The sequence below is a fragment of the Bradyrhizobium sp. CIR18 genome (assembly GCF_014198295.1).
Taxonomy (GTDB): domain Bacteria; phylum Pseudomonadota; class Alphaproteobacteria; order Rhizobiales; family Xanthobacteraceae; genus Bradyrhizobium.
This window is the reverse complement of sequence record NZ_JACIHF010000001.1, coordinates 1,503,798-1,518,474: the sequence shown is the minus strand read 5'-3', so window position 1 is coordinate 1,518,474 and position 14,677 is coordinate 1,503,798. Positions and strand designations below refer to the sequence as shown.

15 protein-coding genes are annotated in these 14,677 nt (G+C 63.9%); 10 read left to right on the top strand and 5 right to left on the bottom strand.

Annotation, left to right across the window (positions count from 1 at the left end; genetic code table 11):
• Positions 1-141: 141 nt before the first annotated feature.
• Positions 142-810, bottom strand: a complete 669-nt coding sequence (locus GGD65_RS07505; protein WP_183234783.1) for a TetR/AcrR family transcriptional regulator — start codon at positions 808-810, stop codon at positions 142-144.
• Positions 811-1,056: 246 nt separating this feature from the next.
• Between GGD65_RS07505 and GGD65_RS07500 the strand changes: the two genes are divergently transcribed.
• The 3 genes from GGD65_RS07500 to GGD65_RS07490 are packed head-to-tail and all read left to right on the top strand — an operon-like array spanning position 1,057 to position 3,699.
• On the top strand, positions 1,057-1,599 hold the full coding sequence (locus GGD65_RS07500) for an OsmC family protein (RefSeq protein ID WP_183234782.1): 543 nt from the start codon (positions 1,057-1,059) through the stop codon (positions 1,597-1,599).
• A gap of 35 nt (positions 1,600-1,634) precedes the next feature.
• The gene (locus GGD65_RS07495) at positions 1,635-2,768 is read left to right on the top strand and encodes an acyl-CoA dehydrogenase family protein (protein WP_183234781.1); all 1,134 of its coding nucleotides are present in this window, start codon (positions 1,635-1,637) and stop codon (positions 2,766-2,768) included.
• Between the two features lie 52 nt (positions 2,769-2,820).
• Entirely contained in the window at positions 2,821-3,699 is an 879-nt protein-coding gene (locus tag GGD65_RS07490; RefSeq protein WP_183234780.1) for a sulfurtransferase, read from the top strand.
• 209 nt (positions 3,700-3,908) lie between these two features.
• On the opposite strand, the gene GGD65_RS07485 is transcribed toward GGD65_RS07490, so the two are convergent.
• Positions 3,909-5,849: a sigma 54-interacting transcriptional regulator gene (locus tag GGD65_RS07485; RefSeq protein ID WP_183234779.1), complete on the bottom strand. Its 1,941-nt coding sequence runs from the start codon at positions 5,847-5,849 to the stop codon at positions 3,909-3,911.
• A 160-nt stretch (positions 5,850-6,009) separates the two neighbouring features.
• Here GGD65_RS07485 and GGD65_RS07480 point away from each other — a divergent pair, with 160 nt between their 5' ends.
• From GGD65_RS07480 to cynS, 4 genes are all read left to right on the top strand, one after another.
• On the top strand, positions 6,010-7,389 hold the full coding sequence (locus tag GGD65_RS07480) for a CmpA/NrtA family ABC transporter substrate-binding protein (protein ID WP_183234778.1): 1,380 nt from the start codon (positions 6,010-6,012) through the stop codon (positions 7,387-7,389).
• A 169-nt stretch (positions 7,390-7,558) separates the two neighbouring features.
• Positions 7,559-8,398, top strand: a complete 840-nt coding sequence (gene ntrB / locus GGD65_RS07475) for a nitrate ABC transporter permease (protein ID WP_183234777.1) — start codon at positions 7,559-7,561, stop codon at positions 8,396-8,398.
• A gap of 5 nt (positions 8,399-8,403) precedes the next feature.
• A complete protein-coding gene (locus GGD65_RS07470) occupies positions 8,404-9,327 on the top strand; it encodes an ABC transporter ATP-binding protein (RefSeq protein WP_179734143.1) in 924 nt (307 codons plus the stop codon).
• Between the two features lie 14 nt (positions 9,328-9,341).
• Positions 9,342-9,830, top strand: a complete 489-nt coding sequence (gene cynS / locus GGD65_RS07465; RefSeq protein ID WP_183234776.1) for a cyanase — start codon at positions 9,342-9,344, stop codon at positions 9,828-9,830.
• On the opposite strand, the gene GGD65_RS07460 is transcribed toward cynS, so the two are convergent.
• Positions 9,817-10,644 carry an oxaloacetate decarboxylase gene (locus tag GGD65_RS07460; RefSeq protein ID WP_183234775.1) on the bottom strand — a complete coding sequence of 276 codons (828 nt, stop codon included), beginning with the start codon at positions 10,642-10,644 and terminating at the stop codon, positions 9,817-9,819. The genes cynS and GGD65_RS07460 overlap by 14 nt on opposite strands.
• Before the next feature lie 112 nt (positions 10,645-10,756).
• On the opposite strand from GGD65_RS07460, the gene GGD65_RS07455 reads away from it, so the two are divergent.
• Complete coding sequence (locus GGD65_RS07455) at positions 10,757-11,731, top strand: LysR family transcriptional regulator (RefSeq protein WP_183234774.1); 975 nt, start codon at positions 10,757-10,759, stop codon at positions 11,729-11,731.
• Positions 11,732-11,736: 5 nt separating this feature from the next.
• Here the strand turns inward: GGD65_RS07455 and GGD65_RS07450 are convergent, their stop codons facing one another.
• Complete coding sequence (locus GGD65_RS07450) at positions 11,737-12,060, bottom strand: DUF1476 domain-containing protein (RefSeq protein ID WP_018316600.1); 324 nt, start codon at positions 12,058-12,060, stop codon at positions 11,737-11,739.
• Positions 12,061-12,380: 320 nt separating this feature from the next.
• Between GGD65_RS07450 and purC the strand changes: the two genes are divergently transcribed.
• Both purC and purS read left to right on the top strand, forming a co-directional pair.
• Positions 12,381-13,148: a phosphoribosylaminoimidazolesuccinocarboxamide synthase gene (purC, locus tag GGD65_RS07445; RefSeq protein ID WP_173015815.1), complete on the top strand. Its 768-nt coding sequence runs from the start codon at positions 12,381-12,383 to the stop codon at positions 13,146-13,148.
• 13 nt (positions 13,149-13,161) lie between these two features.
• Positions 13,162-13,404, top strand: coding sequence for a phosphoribosylformylglycinamidine synthase subunit PurS (gene purS / locus GGD65_RS07440; RefSeq protein WP_179734149.1), 243 nt, complete (start codon positions 13,162-13,164; stop codon positions 13,402-13,404).
• A gap of 104 nt (positions 13,405-13,508) precedes the next feature.
• Here the strand turns inward: purS and GGD65_RS07435 are convergent, their stop codons facing one another.
• Positions 13,509-14,525 (bottom strand): magnesium and cobalt transport protein CorA, encoded by a 1,017-nt coding sequence (locus GGD65_RS07435; RefSeq protein ID WP_018316597.1) that lies wholly within the window; start codon positions 14,523-14,525, stop codon positions 13,509-13,511.
• Positions 14,526-14,677 lie beyond the last annotated feature (152 nt).

Here is a 14,677-nt window from a genome sequence, read left to right as displayed (position 1 = left end):
TTCGAGAAGGACCGAGGCAGATCGTGGGCACGGCGCTTTGCGCCTTTGCCCACCCTACGAAGTCATCGTAGCCCGGATGGAGTAATCCGGGACAGTGTCCCCGCCTTCCGCTTTGCTCCGCGGGCTACGACGTGAGAGCGATCATACCGCCTCGAGCTCACGCTTCTTCTTCGCCTTGGACTGGCCGAGCAGGGGCCCGGCCGTGAGTGCCGCTGTATCGGCCACGCCTGGGTCGCGCGAGATCATCGCGGCGACGATGGCACCGTCGATGATGAGGCCGAGCTGATGCGCGAGCATTGCGGGCTCGCTCGAGCCCAGCTCGGCGGCGAGCTTCTCGATGTGGCCGAGCACGATCTTCTTGTGCTTCAGCGCGATGTTGCGGAACTGCTTGGCGTCTTTGTCGTGCTCGCCGACCGCGTTGATGAAGGGGCAGCCGTAGAACCGCTCTTCGGCAAACCAGCTCTTCAGGGCCGGAAAGATGCGCGCCAGTTTCGCCTGCGCATCGCCGCCGCCGTCTTCCATGGCGCCGATGAACCATTCGCGCCATTGCTTGCCTTCGCTCACCAGCACCGCGTTGACGAGGTTGGTCTTGGAGCCGAACAATTTGTAAAGCGTGGTCTTCGCGGTGCCGGCCTCCTCGATGATCGCATCGATGCCGGTGGCGTTGATTCCGTTCTTGCAGAACAGATGCGAGGCGGCGCTGAGCAGGCGCCCGCGCGCGGATTCGTCATCGCCGGCGCCTGAATGCGGCGCGTTCTTCTTCGACGACATCTTGTTCAGTGAAGGCTTGTTCAGTGAAGGTTTGGCCATGGATTGCAACTTAATCGCAGCCGCGTGGTATCATCAAGCCGCATCTGCTCCGCGCTAAAAAGATTCGCATTGGCGATCTCATCTGCATCGCCTTTGAGCAGAGTGCGGCTGATCAATCCGCAGGCAGCCATCGCTAAGCGGCTTTAATGCCTCGCATTTCGTTTTCGATCTCGTCTGGCACGCTCCATGCAAGGAAACAGACCGTTCGGTATCCTGCCGTTTTCCACGGCTGCCAGGGAGAAGATGATGACTGCCGTCGTTCAAAAGACAGTGCTGACGGGGTGCCTTGCGCCCATCGACAAGAATGGCCTCGAGCAACTGATCGCGAGCGGCAAGGCCAATCCGAAGGTCGTCAAGACCTTGAAATGCAAGACGGTCGCGGAAGGCAAATTCCGCCACGCCAACTACATCCGCAATCTGCCGCCCTATATCGTCGACGAGCCGCCGGGGCTGCTGGGCGACGACACCGCGCCCAATCCGTCGGAAGCCTCGCTTGCTGCGCTCGGCTCGTGCCTCGCCGTTGGCCTGCACGCCAACGCCGTGCATCGCGGCTGGATCGTCAACAAGCTCGAGCTCGAGCTCGAAGGCGACCTCAACATCACCGCGGTCTGGGGCACTGGCGACACCTCGGACAAGCCGGTCGGCTTCACCGATGTCCGCGTCAAGGTCGACATGGCGTGCGAGGGCGTCTCGCAGGCCGAGATCAACGCACTGGTCGCCCATGTGAAGAAATGGTCGCCGGTCGCCAACACCTTCACGCGCCCGGTCAATCTCGAGGTCGGCATCTAGCTGTTGGCAACCAGGACAAGGTGCGGGAGACGATCATGGGGTCACTGGCTTTATCGCGGGCCGAGGTTTTGGATCAGCCCGCACCGTCCATTGCAGGGGAGGTGGCGCGGATCGCGCGCGAAGATCTCGCGCCGCTTGCCGCCGGCATCGACGACGGCTCGGTCTATCCGGCCGAGGTGCTGCGCAAGTTCGGCGCGGTCGGCGCATGGGGCAGTCACGTGCCGCACGAAGGTCCCGCCGATCTGCGCTGCGCGATCCAGGCGATGGCTGCGATCGGCGAGGTCTGCGGCGCCACGGCCTTCATGGCCTGGTGCCAGAACACGCTGGTCTGGTACGCGGCCAACTCGACCAATCTGAAGCTGGCAAAACGTTTCGGCAATGCGTTCTCGACCGGCCGGGTGCTCGGCGGCACCGGGCTTTCCAACCCGATGAAGAGCTTTTTCGGGATCGAGAAACTGAAGCTGAAAGGCAAGAAGGTCGAGGGCGGTTATATCGTGCGCGGCGCGCTGCCCTGGGTCTCCAATCTCGGCCCCGATCATTATTTCGGCACCATCTTCGAGCGTGAAGATGATCAGGGCATCGCAGGTGGCGAACCGGGTACTGTGATGTTCCTGGCCGACTGCTCCGATCCCGCGATCACGCTGACGCCGTGCAAGCCGTTCCTCGCGATGGATGGCACCGGCACCTATGGCGTGCAGTTCCGCGACGCCTTCGTGCCGGACGAGCTGATCCTCGCTGATCCTGCGGCGCCCTTCGTGAAGAAGATCCGCGCCGGGTTCATCCTGCTGCAGGCCGGCATGGCGCTGGGCGTGATCCGCGATTGCATCAACATCATGGACGAGGTCGGAAGTCCGCTCGGCCATATCAACCGCTATCTGCCGCAGCAGCCGGTGCATTTCCGCGATCTCGCTGCCGAGCTCGAGGCCGAGACCATGGTGCTGGCGCGCGATCCCTACAACGAGGACGAGACCTATTGGCGCAAGGTGATCGCGCTCAGGCTTCGCGCCGGCGAGGCCAGCGTCGCGGCGGCGCATGCGGCGATGCTGCATTGTGGCGCACGCGGCTATCTGAGGAGTCACCGCGCGCAGCGACGGCTGCGCGAGGCCTATTTCGTCGCGATCGTCACGCCGGCCACCAAGCAGCTGCGCAAGATGCTCGCCGAATACTGAGCTTCACGAGTCCACCCCAGAAGACCACTTAACCTCAACGGAGAGGCTGCCAATGACGGACGTTCTGATCTCTGCCAGCGAACTTGCCGATCTCTTGAAGCTCGAACCCTGTGTCGTCATCGACACCCGCAATCCCGACGCCTATGGCGCCGGGCACCTGCCGGGCGCCGTGAACGTGCACGAGATCTTCACGTTTCTTGCGACCTCGACGCCGGAAGGCATGAGCGAGCTGAAGACCAAATTCGCCGACGCCTTCGGTGCCGCCGGCCTCTCCGGCAAGGAGACTGCCGTGGTCTACGAGCAGTCGATGAATTCCGGCTTCGGCCAGTCCTGCCGCGGCTACTATCTGCTCACCATGCTCGGCTATCCCAAGGTGAAGGTGCTGCATGGCGGCTTCGACGCGTGGTCGGCCGCGGGTCTTCCGGTGACGAAGGATGTCCCGGCGCCGGCGAAGGCCTCGTTCGCGGTCGTGCCGGAAGCCGGCGATATCCTGATCGATGCGAAGACCATGCTCGCCGCGGTCGGCAAGCCCGGCATCGCCATTCTCGACGTGCGTGATGTCGACGAATGGATCGGCGACAGCTCTTCGCCCTATGGAAAGGATTTCTGCCCGCGCAAGGGCCGCATCCCCGGCGCGGTGTGGCTGGAATGGTACCGCATGATGAAGCCGACCGCGGAAGGGCCCCGCTTCAAGTCCAAGGAGGAGATCCTGGCCGAATGCGCCACCGTCGGCATCTCGCCGACGACGCCGGTCTATCTCTACTGCTTCAAAGGCGCGCGCGCCTCGAACACCTTTCTCGCGCTGAAGAATGCCGGCGTGAAGGACGTGCGGATGTATTTCGGCTCCTGGAACGAATGGTCGCGCGATCCATCGCTGCCGATCGAGCAGGGATTGCCGATTGCATCGGGGGTGACGACCAAGGCGGCGTGAGCGCGCTTCCATCCAGCCTGACTAGATCGGGCCGTGTTGCCACGAAGGAAGTGCACTCCCTCTCCCGCTTGCGGGGGAGGGTTGGGGTGGGGGTGTTCCTCAGCGGGATTCCCAGTGTGGAGAGAGCCCCCACCCGGCGCTTCGTGCCGACCTCCCACGCAAGCGGGAGAGGTGAAATGAGCCCGTGGCCAGCATCGAAGCTGATCGCTTCATGCCAAACCGTTGAGGCCAGTCCGCGAACGCGGCGCAATTCCCAGCGCCTTGATCCGCGAGGCCAGCGTGGTCGGCTTGATGTCCAGCATCTCGGCCGCGCCGCCGGGGCCGAAGACTTTTCCAGCGCAGGCCTCGAGCGCGGCCAAAATGTTGGCGCGCTCGTGGACGCGCATTTCCGACGACGTCATGACGGCGGGACGCGCGTCGAGCTTCTGACGAGCGGCACCGCTAGGCGCTTGCGCGCCGGAGGCGTCAGGCAGATCGATGCGCAGGCGGCCGTTCTGCGACAGGATCGCGGCGCGCTCGATCACGTTCTGCAGTTCGCGGACATTGCCGGGCCAGTCGTAGCGGGTCAGCCGCCGCGCGTCGCCCTCCGACAGGCGCAAATTCGACTTCAACGCCTTGCTCTCGCGCGTCAGGAAGTGCTGTGCGAGCAGCGGAATGTCCTCGCGCCGCTCGCGCAAGGGGACGGTCTCGATCGGGAACACGTTGAGGCGGAAATAGAGGTCTTCGCGAAAGCGGCCGCGCTGGACCTCCTGCTTGAGATCGCGATTGGTCGCGGCGATGACACGAACGTCGACCGCGCGGGTACGCGCCTCGCCGACGCGCTCGAAATGGCCTTCCTGCAACACGCGCAGCAGCTTACCTTGGAGTTCGAGCGGAATCTCGCCGACCTCGTCGAGGAACAGCGTGCCGCCGTCGGCGAGCTCGAAGCGGCCGATGCGGTCGCGCGTCGCCCCGGTGAAGGCGCCTCGGACATGGCCGAAGAACTCGCTCTCGAACAATTCGCGCGGGATCGCGGCGCAGTTGACGCGGATCAACGGCCGGTCGCTGCGGGTGGAGTCCTCGTGGATGGCGCGCGCGATCAGCTCCTTGCCGGTGCCGGATTCGCCGTTGATCATCACCGCCGCGGTGGTCGGCGCCACCAGCTTGACCTGCCGCAGCGTCTTCTGGATCGCCTCGCTTTGACCGATGATGCCGCGCGGATTGGTCTCGATGCGGATTTCTTCCTGGAGATAGGCGTTTTCCAGCTCGAGCCGTTCGCGCAGGCGGTCGACCTCGGCAAGGGCGGCGTGCAGCTTCTCGTCGGCCTCACGGCGCTGGCTGACGTCGCGAAACACCACCACGGCGCCGACCACGACGCCGCGATCGCGGATCGGAGTCGATGTGTATTCGACCCAGGCGGGCGAGCCGTCCTTGCGCCAAAACACCTCGCCGTCGACCTGGTGCACGGCGCCATCGCGGAACGCCGCATAGATCGGGCAATCGTGGTTGTGATAGTGGCGGCCGTCGTGATGAGTGTGGTGGACGATCGGGTGGATCTCCTTGCCGACCAGCTCTTCGGCGGTCCAGCCGAGCATGCGCTCGGCCGCGGGATTGACGAAGGTGGTCTTGCCTTCCGCGTTCACGCCATAGATGCCTTCGCCGGCAGCGCGCAGGATCAGCTGGTTCTCGCGTTCGATGTCCTGAAACACGCGCTCGACCCGCTGCCAGGTCGAAATGCCGCCGCGCATGTGGTCTTCGGCGGCGGCATCGACATTGCGCCGGCGGCGCGCTTCGAGATCGGTCAGCGTCAGCAGCAGCAGCGAGCGGCCGTCATGCGGCAGCAGGCAGGCGGCATATTCGAGCCGGAGATCTTGCCCCGTCGCATGTCGGGGATTGAGCGCCGTGGTCCAGTAGGCTCCCTTGTGCAGCACGGCCTGGGTGAAGACGGTAAGGGCGGCAAGCTCGCCGGCATGGAGCGTGCTGGCCCGGGTCTGCCGCAGCAGGGCGCGGTCGTAGCCGAGAAGAGCACAGGCGGCGGGATTGGCATCGACGATCTGGTCGCCGTAGGGGTCGACCAGAAGCGTCGCCTCGACGGAGGATTCGAACGCCGCGATGCGCGGGTCGATGGCGGAAGCCACATCATCGTGGATGGGCATTGGCGTCGTTGCCATTGCGAAATCTCGTAATTGAACTACGAAATCTCGTTTATCACGAGTTTTCGTAGTGGCCAAGCGGAGGCGAAATTACTGCGTCATCAAGGCACTGGTCGCTTCGAGGGTCGTGGCATGCTCCTTGCGTAATTCCTCCCCGCAATGACGCGCAGGAGGGCCGATGTCTACGTTCGACAATCCGTTTGATCCCGATCGCAACCTTCGAGCCGGCTGTATCTGCGGCCAGCATCGCTCTGCGGCGGAGCACGAGCAGGTGATGGCTCTGCATTGCGAACCGGTCGAAAGCCAAGAGAAGCGTTACGAGGGCGTCGTCGCCTCCGCGGTGATGCGCGCGATGTTTCCGCAGGACGTGGCTCGGCGTGCATTCCTGAAGTCGGTCGGCGCATCGACTGCGCTTGCCGCACTGTCACAGTTCTTCCCGCTCAAGACGGCGACCGAGGTGTTCGCGCAGGCCGGTACGCCCGAGAAGAAGGACCTCAAGGTCGGATTCATTCCGATCACCTGCGCCACGCCCATCATCATGGCGGCGCCGATGGGCTTTTACTCCAAGCACGGACTCAATGTCGAAGTGGTCAAGACCGCCGGCTGGGCCGTGATCCGCGACAAGACCATCAACAAGGAATACGACGCCGCGCACATGCTGGCGCCGATGCCGATCGCGATCTCGCTGGGCCTGGGCGCAAACGCCATCCCATTTGCGGTGCCCGCGATCGAGAACATCAACGGGCAGGGCATCGTGCTGTCGGCCAAGCACAAGGACAAGCGCGATCCGAAGGATTGGAAGGGCCTGAAATTCGCCATCCCCTTCGACTATTCCATGCACAATTACCTGCTGCGCTATTATCTCGCCGAGCACGGTCTCGATCCCGATACCGACGTGCAGCTGCGCTCGGTGCCGCCGCCGGAGATGGTCGCCAATTTGCGTGCCGACAACATCGACGGCTTCCTCGCGCCCGACAACATCTGCCAGCGCGCGATCTATGACGGCGTCGGCTTCATGCATCTGTTGTCGAAGGAGATCTGGGACGGGCATCCCTGCTGCAGCTTTGCCGCAAGCCGCGAGTTCATCACGTCAGCGCCAAACAGCTTTGCGGCGCTGACCCGCGCCATCGTCGATGCGACCGCCTATGCCTCGAAGGCGGAGAACCGCAAGCAGATTGCGGAGGCCATCGCGCCGGCCAATTACATCAACGCGCCCGTCACGGTGCTCGAACAGGTCCTGACCGGCACCTATGCCGACGGTCTCGGCGGCGTGAAGACCGACGCCAGGCGCGTCGATTTCGATCCGTTCCCCTGGCAGTCCTTTGCTGTGTGGATGCTGACGCAGATGAAGCGCTGGGGCCAGATCAAGGGCGACGTCGACTACAAGGCGGTGGCCGAGCAGGTGTATCTGGCGACCGACACCAAGAAGCTGATGACGGAGATGGGCCTGTCGCCGCCGGCGAGCGCGTACAAGTCGTTTGCGGTGATGGGCAAGACTTTCGATCCGGCCAAGCCGGAGGACTATGTCGCGAGCTTCAAGATCAGGAAGTCGTCGTGATGGGCTGCGCTTTCTCCCCAGCGTCGTCCCGGCGAACGCCGGGACCCATAACCCCAGGGAGACGTTTGGCGAAGACTCGTCGTTCGGTACGCCCACCGATTGCGATCGATAGATTCCGCGGTATGGGTCCCGGCGTTCGCCGGGACGACATGGGGAGAGGTCTTGCGCGATGACCTCCTCCCTCCGTCTCCGCGCCGGTCTCGTTTCCATCGCGCTGCTCGCCGCGTTCCTCGGCATCTGGCATCTCGCCACGCGCTCGACGGGCCCCGTCGCCACGATGAGCCCCGAATATGCCAAGCTGATGGGCCTGACCGCGACGCAGGGCAAATCGGCGATGCCCGGGCCGCTCGACGTCGGCGCCAAGCTCTGGGAGCATCTGAGACGGCCGTTCTACGACAACGGGCCGAACGACAAAGGGCTCGGCATCCAACTTGGCTATTCCATCGGGCGCGTCGGCACCGGCTATCTGCTCGCGGTGCTGGTCGCGATCCCGCTCGGCTTCCTGATCGGCATGTCGCCGCTGCTCAGCAAGGCGCTCGATCCCTTCATCCAGGTGCTGAAGCCGATCTCGCCGCTGGCCTGGATGCCGCTCGCGCTCTACACCATCAAGGATTCCTCGATCTCGGCGATCTTCGTCATCTTCATCTGCTCGATCTGGCCGATGCTGCTCAACACCGTGTTCGGCGTTGCCAGCGTGCGCAAGGAATGGATCAACGTCGCGCGAACGCTCGAGGTCGGCACCGTCAGGCGCGCCTTCACCGTGATCCTCCCGGCGGCGGCGCCGACGATCCTGACCGGCATGCGCATCTCGATCGGCATCGCCTGGCTCGTGATCGTCGCTGCCGAAATGCTCGTCGGCGGCACCGGCATCGGCTACTTCGTCTGGAACGAGTGGAATAATCTGTCGATCACCAACGTGATCATCGCGATCCTCCTGATTGGGATCGTCGGCATGCTGCTCGACCAGATTCTGGCGCGCTTCACGCGCATGGTCACGTTTCCGGAGTAGGGGCGATGACCGACAAATTCATCTCCATCGAAGCCATCGCGAAGCGCTATCCGGGCGCCGGCGGCGCCACGACCACCATCTTCGAGAACCTGTGGCTCTCGATGGCGCGGGGCGAGTTTGCTTGCGTGATTGGGCATTCCGGCTGCGGCAAGACCACGGTGCTCAACATCCTCGCCGGCCTCGATGCGCCGAGCGAGGGCGCCGTCATCGTCGACGGGCAGGCGATTTCGGGCACCAGCCTCGACCGTGCCGTGATCTTCCAGAGCCACGCGCTGTTGCCCTGGCGCACCGTGCTCGGCAACGTCACCTATGCCGTGAGCTCGAAATGGCGCAGCTGGAACCGCGCCAAGGTGAAGGCGCACGCGCAGAGCTTCATCGACCTCGTCGGTCTCACCGGCTCCGAGCACAAGCGGCCGTCAGAGCTGTCCGGCGGCATGAAGCAGCGCGTCGGCATCGCACGTGCGCTCTCGATCACGCCGAAGATCATGCTGATGGACGAGCCGTTCTCGGCGCTGGACGCGCTGACGCGCGGCACGCTGCAGGACGAGGTGCGGCGCATTTGCCTCGAGACCGGGCAGACCGCGTTCATGATCAGCCATGACGTCGACGAGGCGATCTACCTCGCCGACAAGATCTTCCTGATGACCAACGGGCCCGGCGCGGTGCTCGCAGAGGTCGTGGAGAATCCGCTGCCGAGAGACCGCGGCCGCACCGATCTGCACCGTCATCCGCTCTATTACGCGCTGCGCAACCACATCATCGATTTCCTGGTGACGCGCAGCAAGACCTTTACCGCCGAGACACCCGGTCACGATCCGCGGAATGTGCCGCTGGTGCATATCGGCAAGCCCGGACTGACGATCGCGACCAGTGGTGACGAGCAACGCCAGACCTTGATTCCCGGGACCAGTCCCGGACTGACTGCCTGAAACGGAGACCTGACATGAAACGCGAAGACCTCACCGAGAAGCTGCTCGACATCAAGCGCGAGAAGGGCTGGAGCTGGAAGCACATCTGCGACAAGATCGGGGGGTATTCCGAGGTCCTCATCGTCGGCGCCATTCTCGGCCAGATGAAATTGACGAAGCCGCAGGCCGCCAATGCCGGCGAGCTGTTCGGTCTGTCGAAGGCGGAGACGGCGATGCTCAACGAGGTGCCGATGCGCGGCGTCGGCACGCCGATGCCGCCGACCGATCCCTTGATCTATCGCTTCTACGAGATGGTGATGGTGAACGGCCCGGCCTGGAAAGCGCTGATCGAAGAAGAATTCGGCGACGGCATCATGTCGGCGATCGACTTCGACATGGGAATCGAACGCGTCGCCAACCCGAAGGGCGACCGCGTCAAGATCACCATGAGCGGCAAATTCCTGCCGTACAAATATTACGGCGCGAGCGGCAACGTGCCGGAATACGGCTTCAAGGAGGAGTGACCGCGGCGAAGGCGGCGCGCAGGTCCTTGATCGGTGCCATCTCGCGAACATAGGTGAAGGAGCCATTCTCCTTCATCTCGCGCGCGCTCTTCAGGAAGGCGGCCAGCGCGTATCGCGACATGGCGCCACCGACGCTGATGCGCTTGACGCCGGCCGCGGACAATTGCGCGAGCGTCAGCGTCGGATCGGCAAAACCCATCACGAGGTTGAAGGGTTTTCCGACCGAGGTCACGACCGTCCTGATCGTGGCAAGGTCGTGGACCCCGGGGGCGTAGAGGACATCCGCGCCCGCCGCTTCGTACGCCTGAAGCCGCCGGATCGTGTCGTCGAGATCGTTGCGCCCGTGGAGAAGGTTTTCCGCCCGCGCCGTCAGCGTAAAGGGAAACGACAGCGAGCGCGCCGTCTCGACGGCCGCCTGCACGCGCTCGACCGCCAGTGAGAAGTCGTAGATCGGCCGATCGCGATCGCCCGTCGAATCCTCGATCGAACCGCCGACCGCACCGGCCTCGGCGGCGCGCCGGATCGCCTCGGCCGCGCGTCTCGGATCGTGCGCGCCGCAGTTTTCCAGATCGACGCTGACCGGAAGATCGGTGGCCTGCGCGATCGCGCGGCAATTCTCGAGGATCTCGTCCAGGCTGACGGTCGAGCTTCCCTGCATGTTGGCAAGGCCGAGGCTCGTGGTTGCGAGCGCCTCGAAGCCGGCCGCGGCGAGCAGTTTTGCGGTGCCGACGTCCCAGGGGTTGGGAATGATGAACGCACCGGGCCGCTCGTGCAGGGCGCGAAGTGCTTTCGCTTTGTCCAATTGGCTCGTCATGGCTCGTCTCCGCTTGACCTTGTCTGCCGGCAAGCCTTTAGGGGCATTCTCGCCATCCGCTAAATTTGTTATTCCTCTTATAGTCATCAGTTTTTTGCATGAGGTGTTCGCCATGGACAGCGATGCCCTCAATACCTTCCTGACCGTTCATCGCAGAGGCGGGGTCTCGAATGCCGCGAAATTCCTGCATCGCTCGCAGCCGGCGATTTCGCGCCGTATTGCGCTGCTGGAGCAGGAGCTCGGCGTGCCCCTGTTCGAGAGGATCGCGGGCCGTACGCGGCTCAGCGACGCCGGGCGCGTGCTGATCCCCTATGCCGAGCGCGCCGTCGCGGCGGCGCAGGACGCCGAGCAGGCGATACGCGCGCTGACCAAGCAGCCTTCGGGTCCGGTTTCGCTGGCCGTGACCGGCACGCTCGCCGACGGCCGCCTGTCGGGCATCATGAAACGGTTTGCCGCGGATAATCCCGCGGTCGCGCTTGCCCTGCGGACCGCGACCAGCGCGGAGGTCTCTGATCTCATCCGGCGCGGCGAGGCCACGATCGGCTTGCGTTACAATACCGACCTGGCCGGCGATCTCGCCAGTGAGCTGGTGCTGAGCGAGGCGTTGCAGGTGGTCTGTGCGTCCGACCATCCGCTCGCCAACAAGCGCGTCAAGCGGCTTGCCGAGCTTCGCGGCGAGCGCTGGATCGCGTTCCCGGAAACGCGCGGCCGCCGTGAGATCGCAGCGGCTCACGTGTTCGCGCTGTTCCTGACGCAAGGCCTCGGGGACGTGGAGTGGACGGCGGTGGACAGCCTCACGGCGCAGAAGCGGCTCGTGGAGGCGGGCTTCGGCCTTGCGCTATTGGCGCGGAGCCATGTGGCGGAGGAGCTGCATGCGGGAGCGATCTCGACGATCACCGTCGGCGATCTCACCGCGGACCAGCACATTGTCCTGGTGACTCGTCTCGGCGGCTTCCTGAGTGCTGCCGCTCAGCGTCTGCTGGAGACCATCCGCCGCGACTACGCCACGTTCGACGGCCCGGCCAGGCGGGGCGCCCAAAAAAGACCGCCGGCGCGCAAGGTCATTGCGCGCCGGCGTCGGGCCTGAACGTATTATTTCCCCGCCTTCACCTCGGCGGCCGCTACCGCGAGCAGCTCGCTCATCTTGGCGCGAATCGCCTGCTCGGTGACGGCGACGTTCTTGGCGGCGAAATCGGTTGTCAGCTTGCGCAGGACGTCGGCATCGCCGGCCTCCTCGAAGTCGGCCGCGACCACTTCCTTGGCATAGGCTGTGGCGGCATCGCCGGACATGCCGAGCTTTTCGGCCGCCCACAGCCCGAGCAACCGGTTGCGGCGGGCCTCCGCCTTGAATTTCTGCTCCTCGTCGAGGGCGTATTTCTTCTCGAAACCTTCCTGGCGCTTGTCGAACTCGCTCATACCTGTTCCAAATCCCCTGCTGAATGGAGCGGGAGCCTTCCGTTGCGGCGACCCGACTGCATGCCTACATAGATAGCACGAATCGGCAAAACAACGGGCCGTTAAGCCGCAGGCAAGACGGTATAAGTTGGCGCCGGACGGCCGGATCGATTGTGCTCGGTCAGCCAATCGGATAGGTTGCCTGAAGGCATGGTTCCCGTTCTGTTTCCAAGGGTTATGGACGGGTTCCGAGCTGTTCACGGCAGCTCCGCTGTGGGTCGTAATCCTAGTAACCGGAGCACACCAAATACATGGATTTCAACAAAACACGGTACATCCCCATGAGCCGTCGGCGTCGCATTTATGAAGGCAAGGCAAAGGTTCTGTATGAAGGCCCGGAGCCCGGTACCCTGATCCAGCACTTCAAGGACGACGCGACCGCGTTCAATGCGAAAAAGCATCAGGTGATCGAGGGCAAGGGCGTCCTCAACAACCGGATCTCGGAGTACCTGTTTCAGCACCTCAACGACATCGGGGTGCCGACCCACTTCATCCGCCGTCTCAACATGCGCGAGCAGCTGATTCGCGAGGTCGAGATCGTGCCGCTCGAGGTAGTGGTGCGGAACGTCGCTGCCGGCTCGCTGTCACAGCGCCTCGGCATCGAGGAGGGCACCCAGCTGCCCCGTTCGATCATCGAATTTTACTACAAGAACGACCAGCTCAACGACCCCATGGTGTCCGAAGAGCACATCACGGCCTTCGGCTGGGCGACGCCGCAGGAGATCGACGACATCATGGCGCTTGCCATCCGTGTCAACGACTTCCTCACCGGCCTCTTCCTCGGCATCGGCATCCGCCTCGTCGACTTCAAGATGGAATGCGGACGCCTGTTCGAGAACGAGATGATGCGCATCATCGTCGCCGACGAGATCTCGCCGGACAGCTGCCGTCTGTGGGACATCAAGTCGAACGAGAAGCTCGACAAGGATCGTTTCCGCAGGGATCTCGGCGGCTTGCTCGAGGCCTATACTGAAGTTGCAAAACGCCTCGGCATCCTCATGGAGAACGAGCGTCCGCAGGGCTCCGGCCCGGTGCTGGTGAAGAGCTGAGGGGATTTTTGACGTGAAGGCACGTGTCACCGTTACCTTGAAGACGGGCATCCTCGATCCGCAAGGCAAGGCCATCGAAGGCGCGCTGAAGTCGCTCGGCGTCGACGGCGTCGCCAGCGTCCGCCAGGGCAAGGTGTTCGACATCGAGCTCGCCGGCGCCGACAAGACCAAGGCGGAAGCCGCGCTGAAGGAAGCCGCCGACAAGCTGCTGGCGAATACCGTGATCGAGAATTATCGGGTGGAGCTGCTTAGCTAGGCCCGCCTTTGTAGCCCGGATGGAGCGAAGCGAAATCCGGGGCTATCCGCTATGGCACTTTCCCGGATTGCGCTTCGCTCCATCCGGGCTACGGGGTGGTTCGCTCACAACCACCCGGCGCGGCGAAACCGCCAATACAGCGAGCCGCATGCCGTCAGCATCACGCCGAGCAGCATGAAATAACCGTACTCCCATTCCAGCTCCGGCATGTGCTTGAAGTTCATGCCGTAGATGCCGGCCAGCGCGGTCGGGATCGCGATGATCGCAAGCCACGAGGCGAGCTTCTTCGACACCGCCGTCTCCTGCGCCTGGCCGACCAGCAGGCTGGCCTCGAAGGCGAAGGCCAGCACCTCACGCATGGAATCGATGCGCTCCTGGATGTTGCGGACGTGGTCGGTGACGTCGCGGAACAGCGGCTGCATGGCCTGCCGCACCATCGACAGCTCGTCATGCTCCAGCCGGCGGCAGACCTCCACCAGTGGCCCGATCGCGTTGCGCAGCCGCAACAGGTCGCGGCGCAGCATATAGAGCCGCTCGATCTGGGCCTTGCTGATCGGCTTGGACAGCACGTCGTCCTCGATGCCCTCGACCTCGTCGTGAATGCTCTCGAGCACGGGCGAGTAATTGTCGACGATGAAATCGAGGATCGCATAGAGGATGTAATCCTCGCCGCGCGCGAGTGCCCGCGGGCAGCTTTCGCAGCGTTCGCGCACCGGCGTGTAGGACGTCGAGGCGCCGTGGCGCACCGAGACCAGATAACCTTCGCCGACGAAGATGTGGGTCTCGCCGAAGGCGATGCGGCCCTCGACCAGCTGCGCCGTCCGCGCCACGATGAACAGGGCCTCGCCATATTGCTCGATCTTGGGTCGCTGATGGGCGTGGTTGGCGTCCTCGATCGCCAGTTCGTGCAGGTCGAATTGCTTCTGCACCGCGCCGAGCAGCGCCATGTCGGGCTCGTGCAGGCCGATCCAGACCACGTGGCCGGGCTTGGCCCGCCAACTCGAGGCCTCGCTGATGGCGATATTGGCGATACGGCGTCCATCGACATAGGCGCCGGCGGCGACGACGCCCTCGGTGGACACGGGCTCGGAGTGGGATGTGGGCAGCGACGGGACGTTCATGGCTTCAATCCCGGGCAAGATCGCGGGCAAAAGTGCCTCGGCTATGGCCTGTGCACAAGGCCGTCCGGCAAGGCTAGCACTGGTAAAATCCCCGTCAAATGGCTATGTCTCTTCACGAATTGGCCCTTTGGCCAGCCCGATTCCCATCACCG

Coding starts and splice junctions, on each gene's coding strand:
- GGD65_RS07460 (WP_183234775.1), bottom strand. CDS start 10,644: ATGACGAGCCAATTGGACAAAGCGAAAGCACTTCGCGCCCTGCACGAG.
- purC (WP_173015815.1), top strand. CDS start 12,381: ATGAGCCGTCGGCGTCGCATTTATGAAGGCAAGGCAAAGGTTCTGTAT.
- GGD65_RS07455 (WP_183234774.1), top strand. CDS start 10,757: ATGGACAGCGATGCCCTCAATACCTTCCTGACCGTTCATCGCAGAGGC.
- GGD65_RS07480 (WP_183234778.1), top strand. CDS start 6,010: ATGTCTACGTTCGACAATCCGTTTGATCCCGATCGCAACCTTCGAGCC.
- GGD65_RS07435 (WP_018316597.1), bottom strand. CDS start 14,525: ATGAACGTCCCGTCGCTGCCCACATCCCACTCCGAGCCCGTGTCCACC.
- GGD65_RS07505 (WP_183234783.1), bottom strand. CDS start 810: ATGGCCAAACCTTCACTGAACAAGCCTTCACTGAACAAGATGTCGTCG.
- GGD65_RS07500 (WP_183234782.1), top strand. CDS start 1,057: ATGACTGCCGTCGTTCAAAAGACAGTGCTGACGGGGTGCCTTGCGCCC.
- GGD65_RS07495 (WP_183234781.1), top strand. CDS start 1,635: ATGGGGTCACTGGCTTTATCGCGGGCCGAGGTTTTGGATCAGCCCGCA.
- ntrB (WP_183234777.1), top strand. CDS start 7,559: ATGACCTCCTCCCTCCGTCTCCGCGCCGGTCTCGTTTCCATCGCGCTG.
- cynS (WP_183234776.1), top strand. CDS start 9,342: ATGAAACGCGAAGACCTCACCGAGAAGCTGCTCGACATCAAGCGCGAG.
- GGD65_RS07450 (WP_018316600.1), bottom strand. CDS start 12,060: ATGAGCGAGTTCGACAAGCGCCAGGAAGGTTTCGAGAAGAAATACGCC.
- GGD65_RS07470 (WP_179734143.1), top strand. CDS start 8,404: ATGACCGACAAATTCATCTCCATCGAAGCCATCGCGAAGCGCTATCCG.
- GGD65_RS07485 (WP_183234779.1), bottom strand. CDS start 5,849: ATGGCAACGACGCCAATGCCCATCCACGATGATGTGGCTTCCGCCATC.
- GGD65_RS07490 (WP_183234780.1), top strand. CDS start 2,821: ATGACGGACGTTCTGATCTCTGCCAGCGAACTTGCCGATCTCTTGAAG.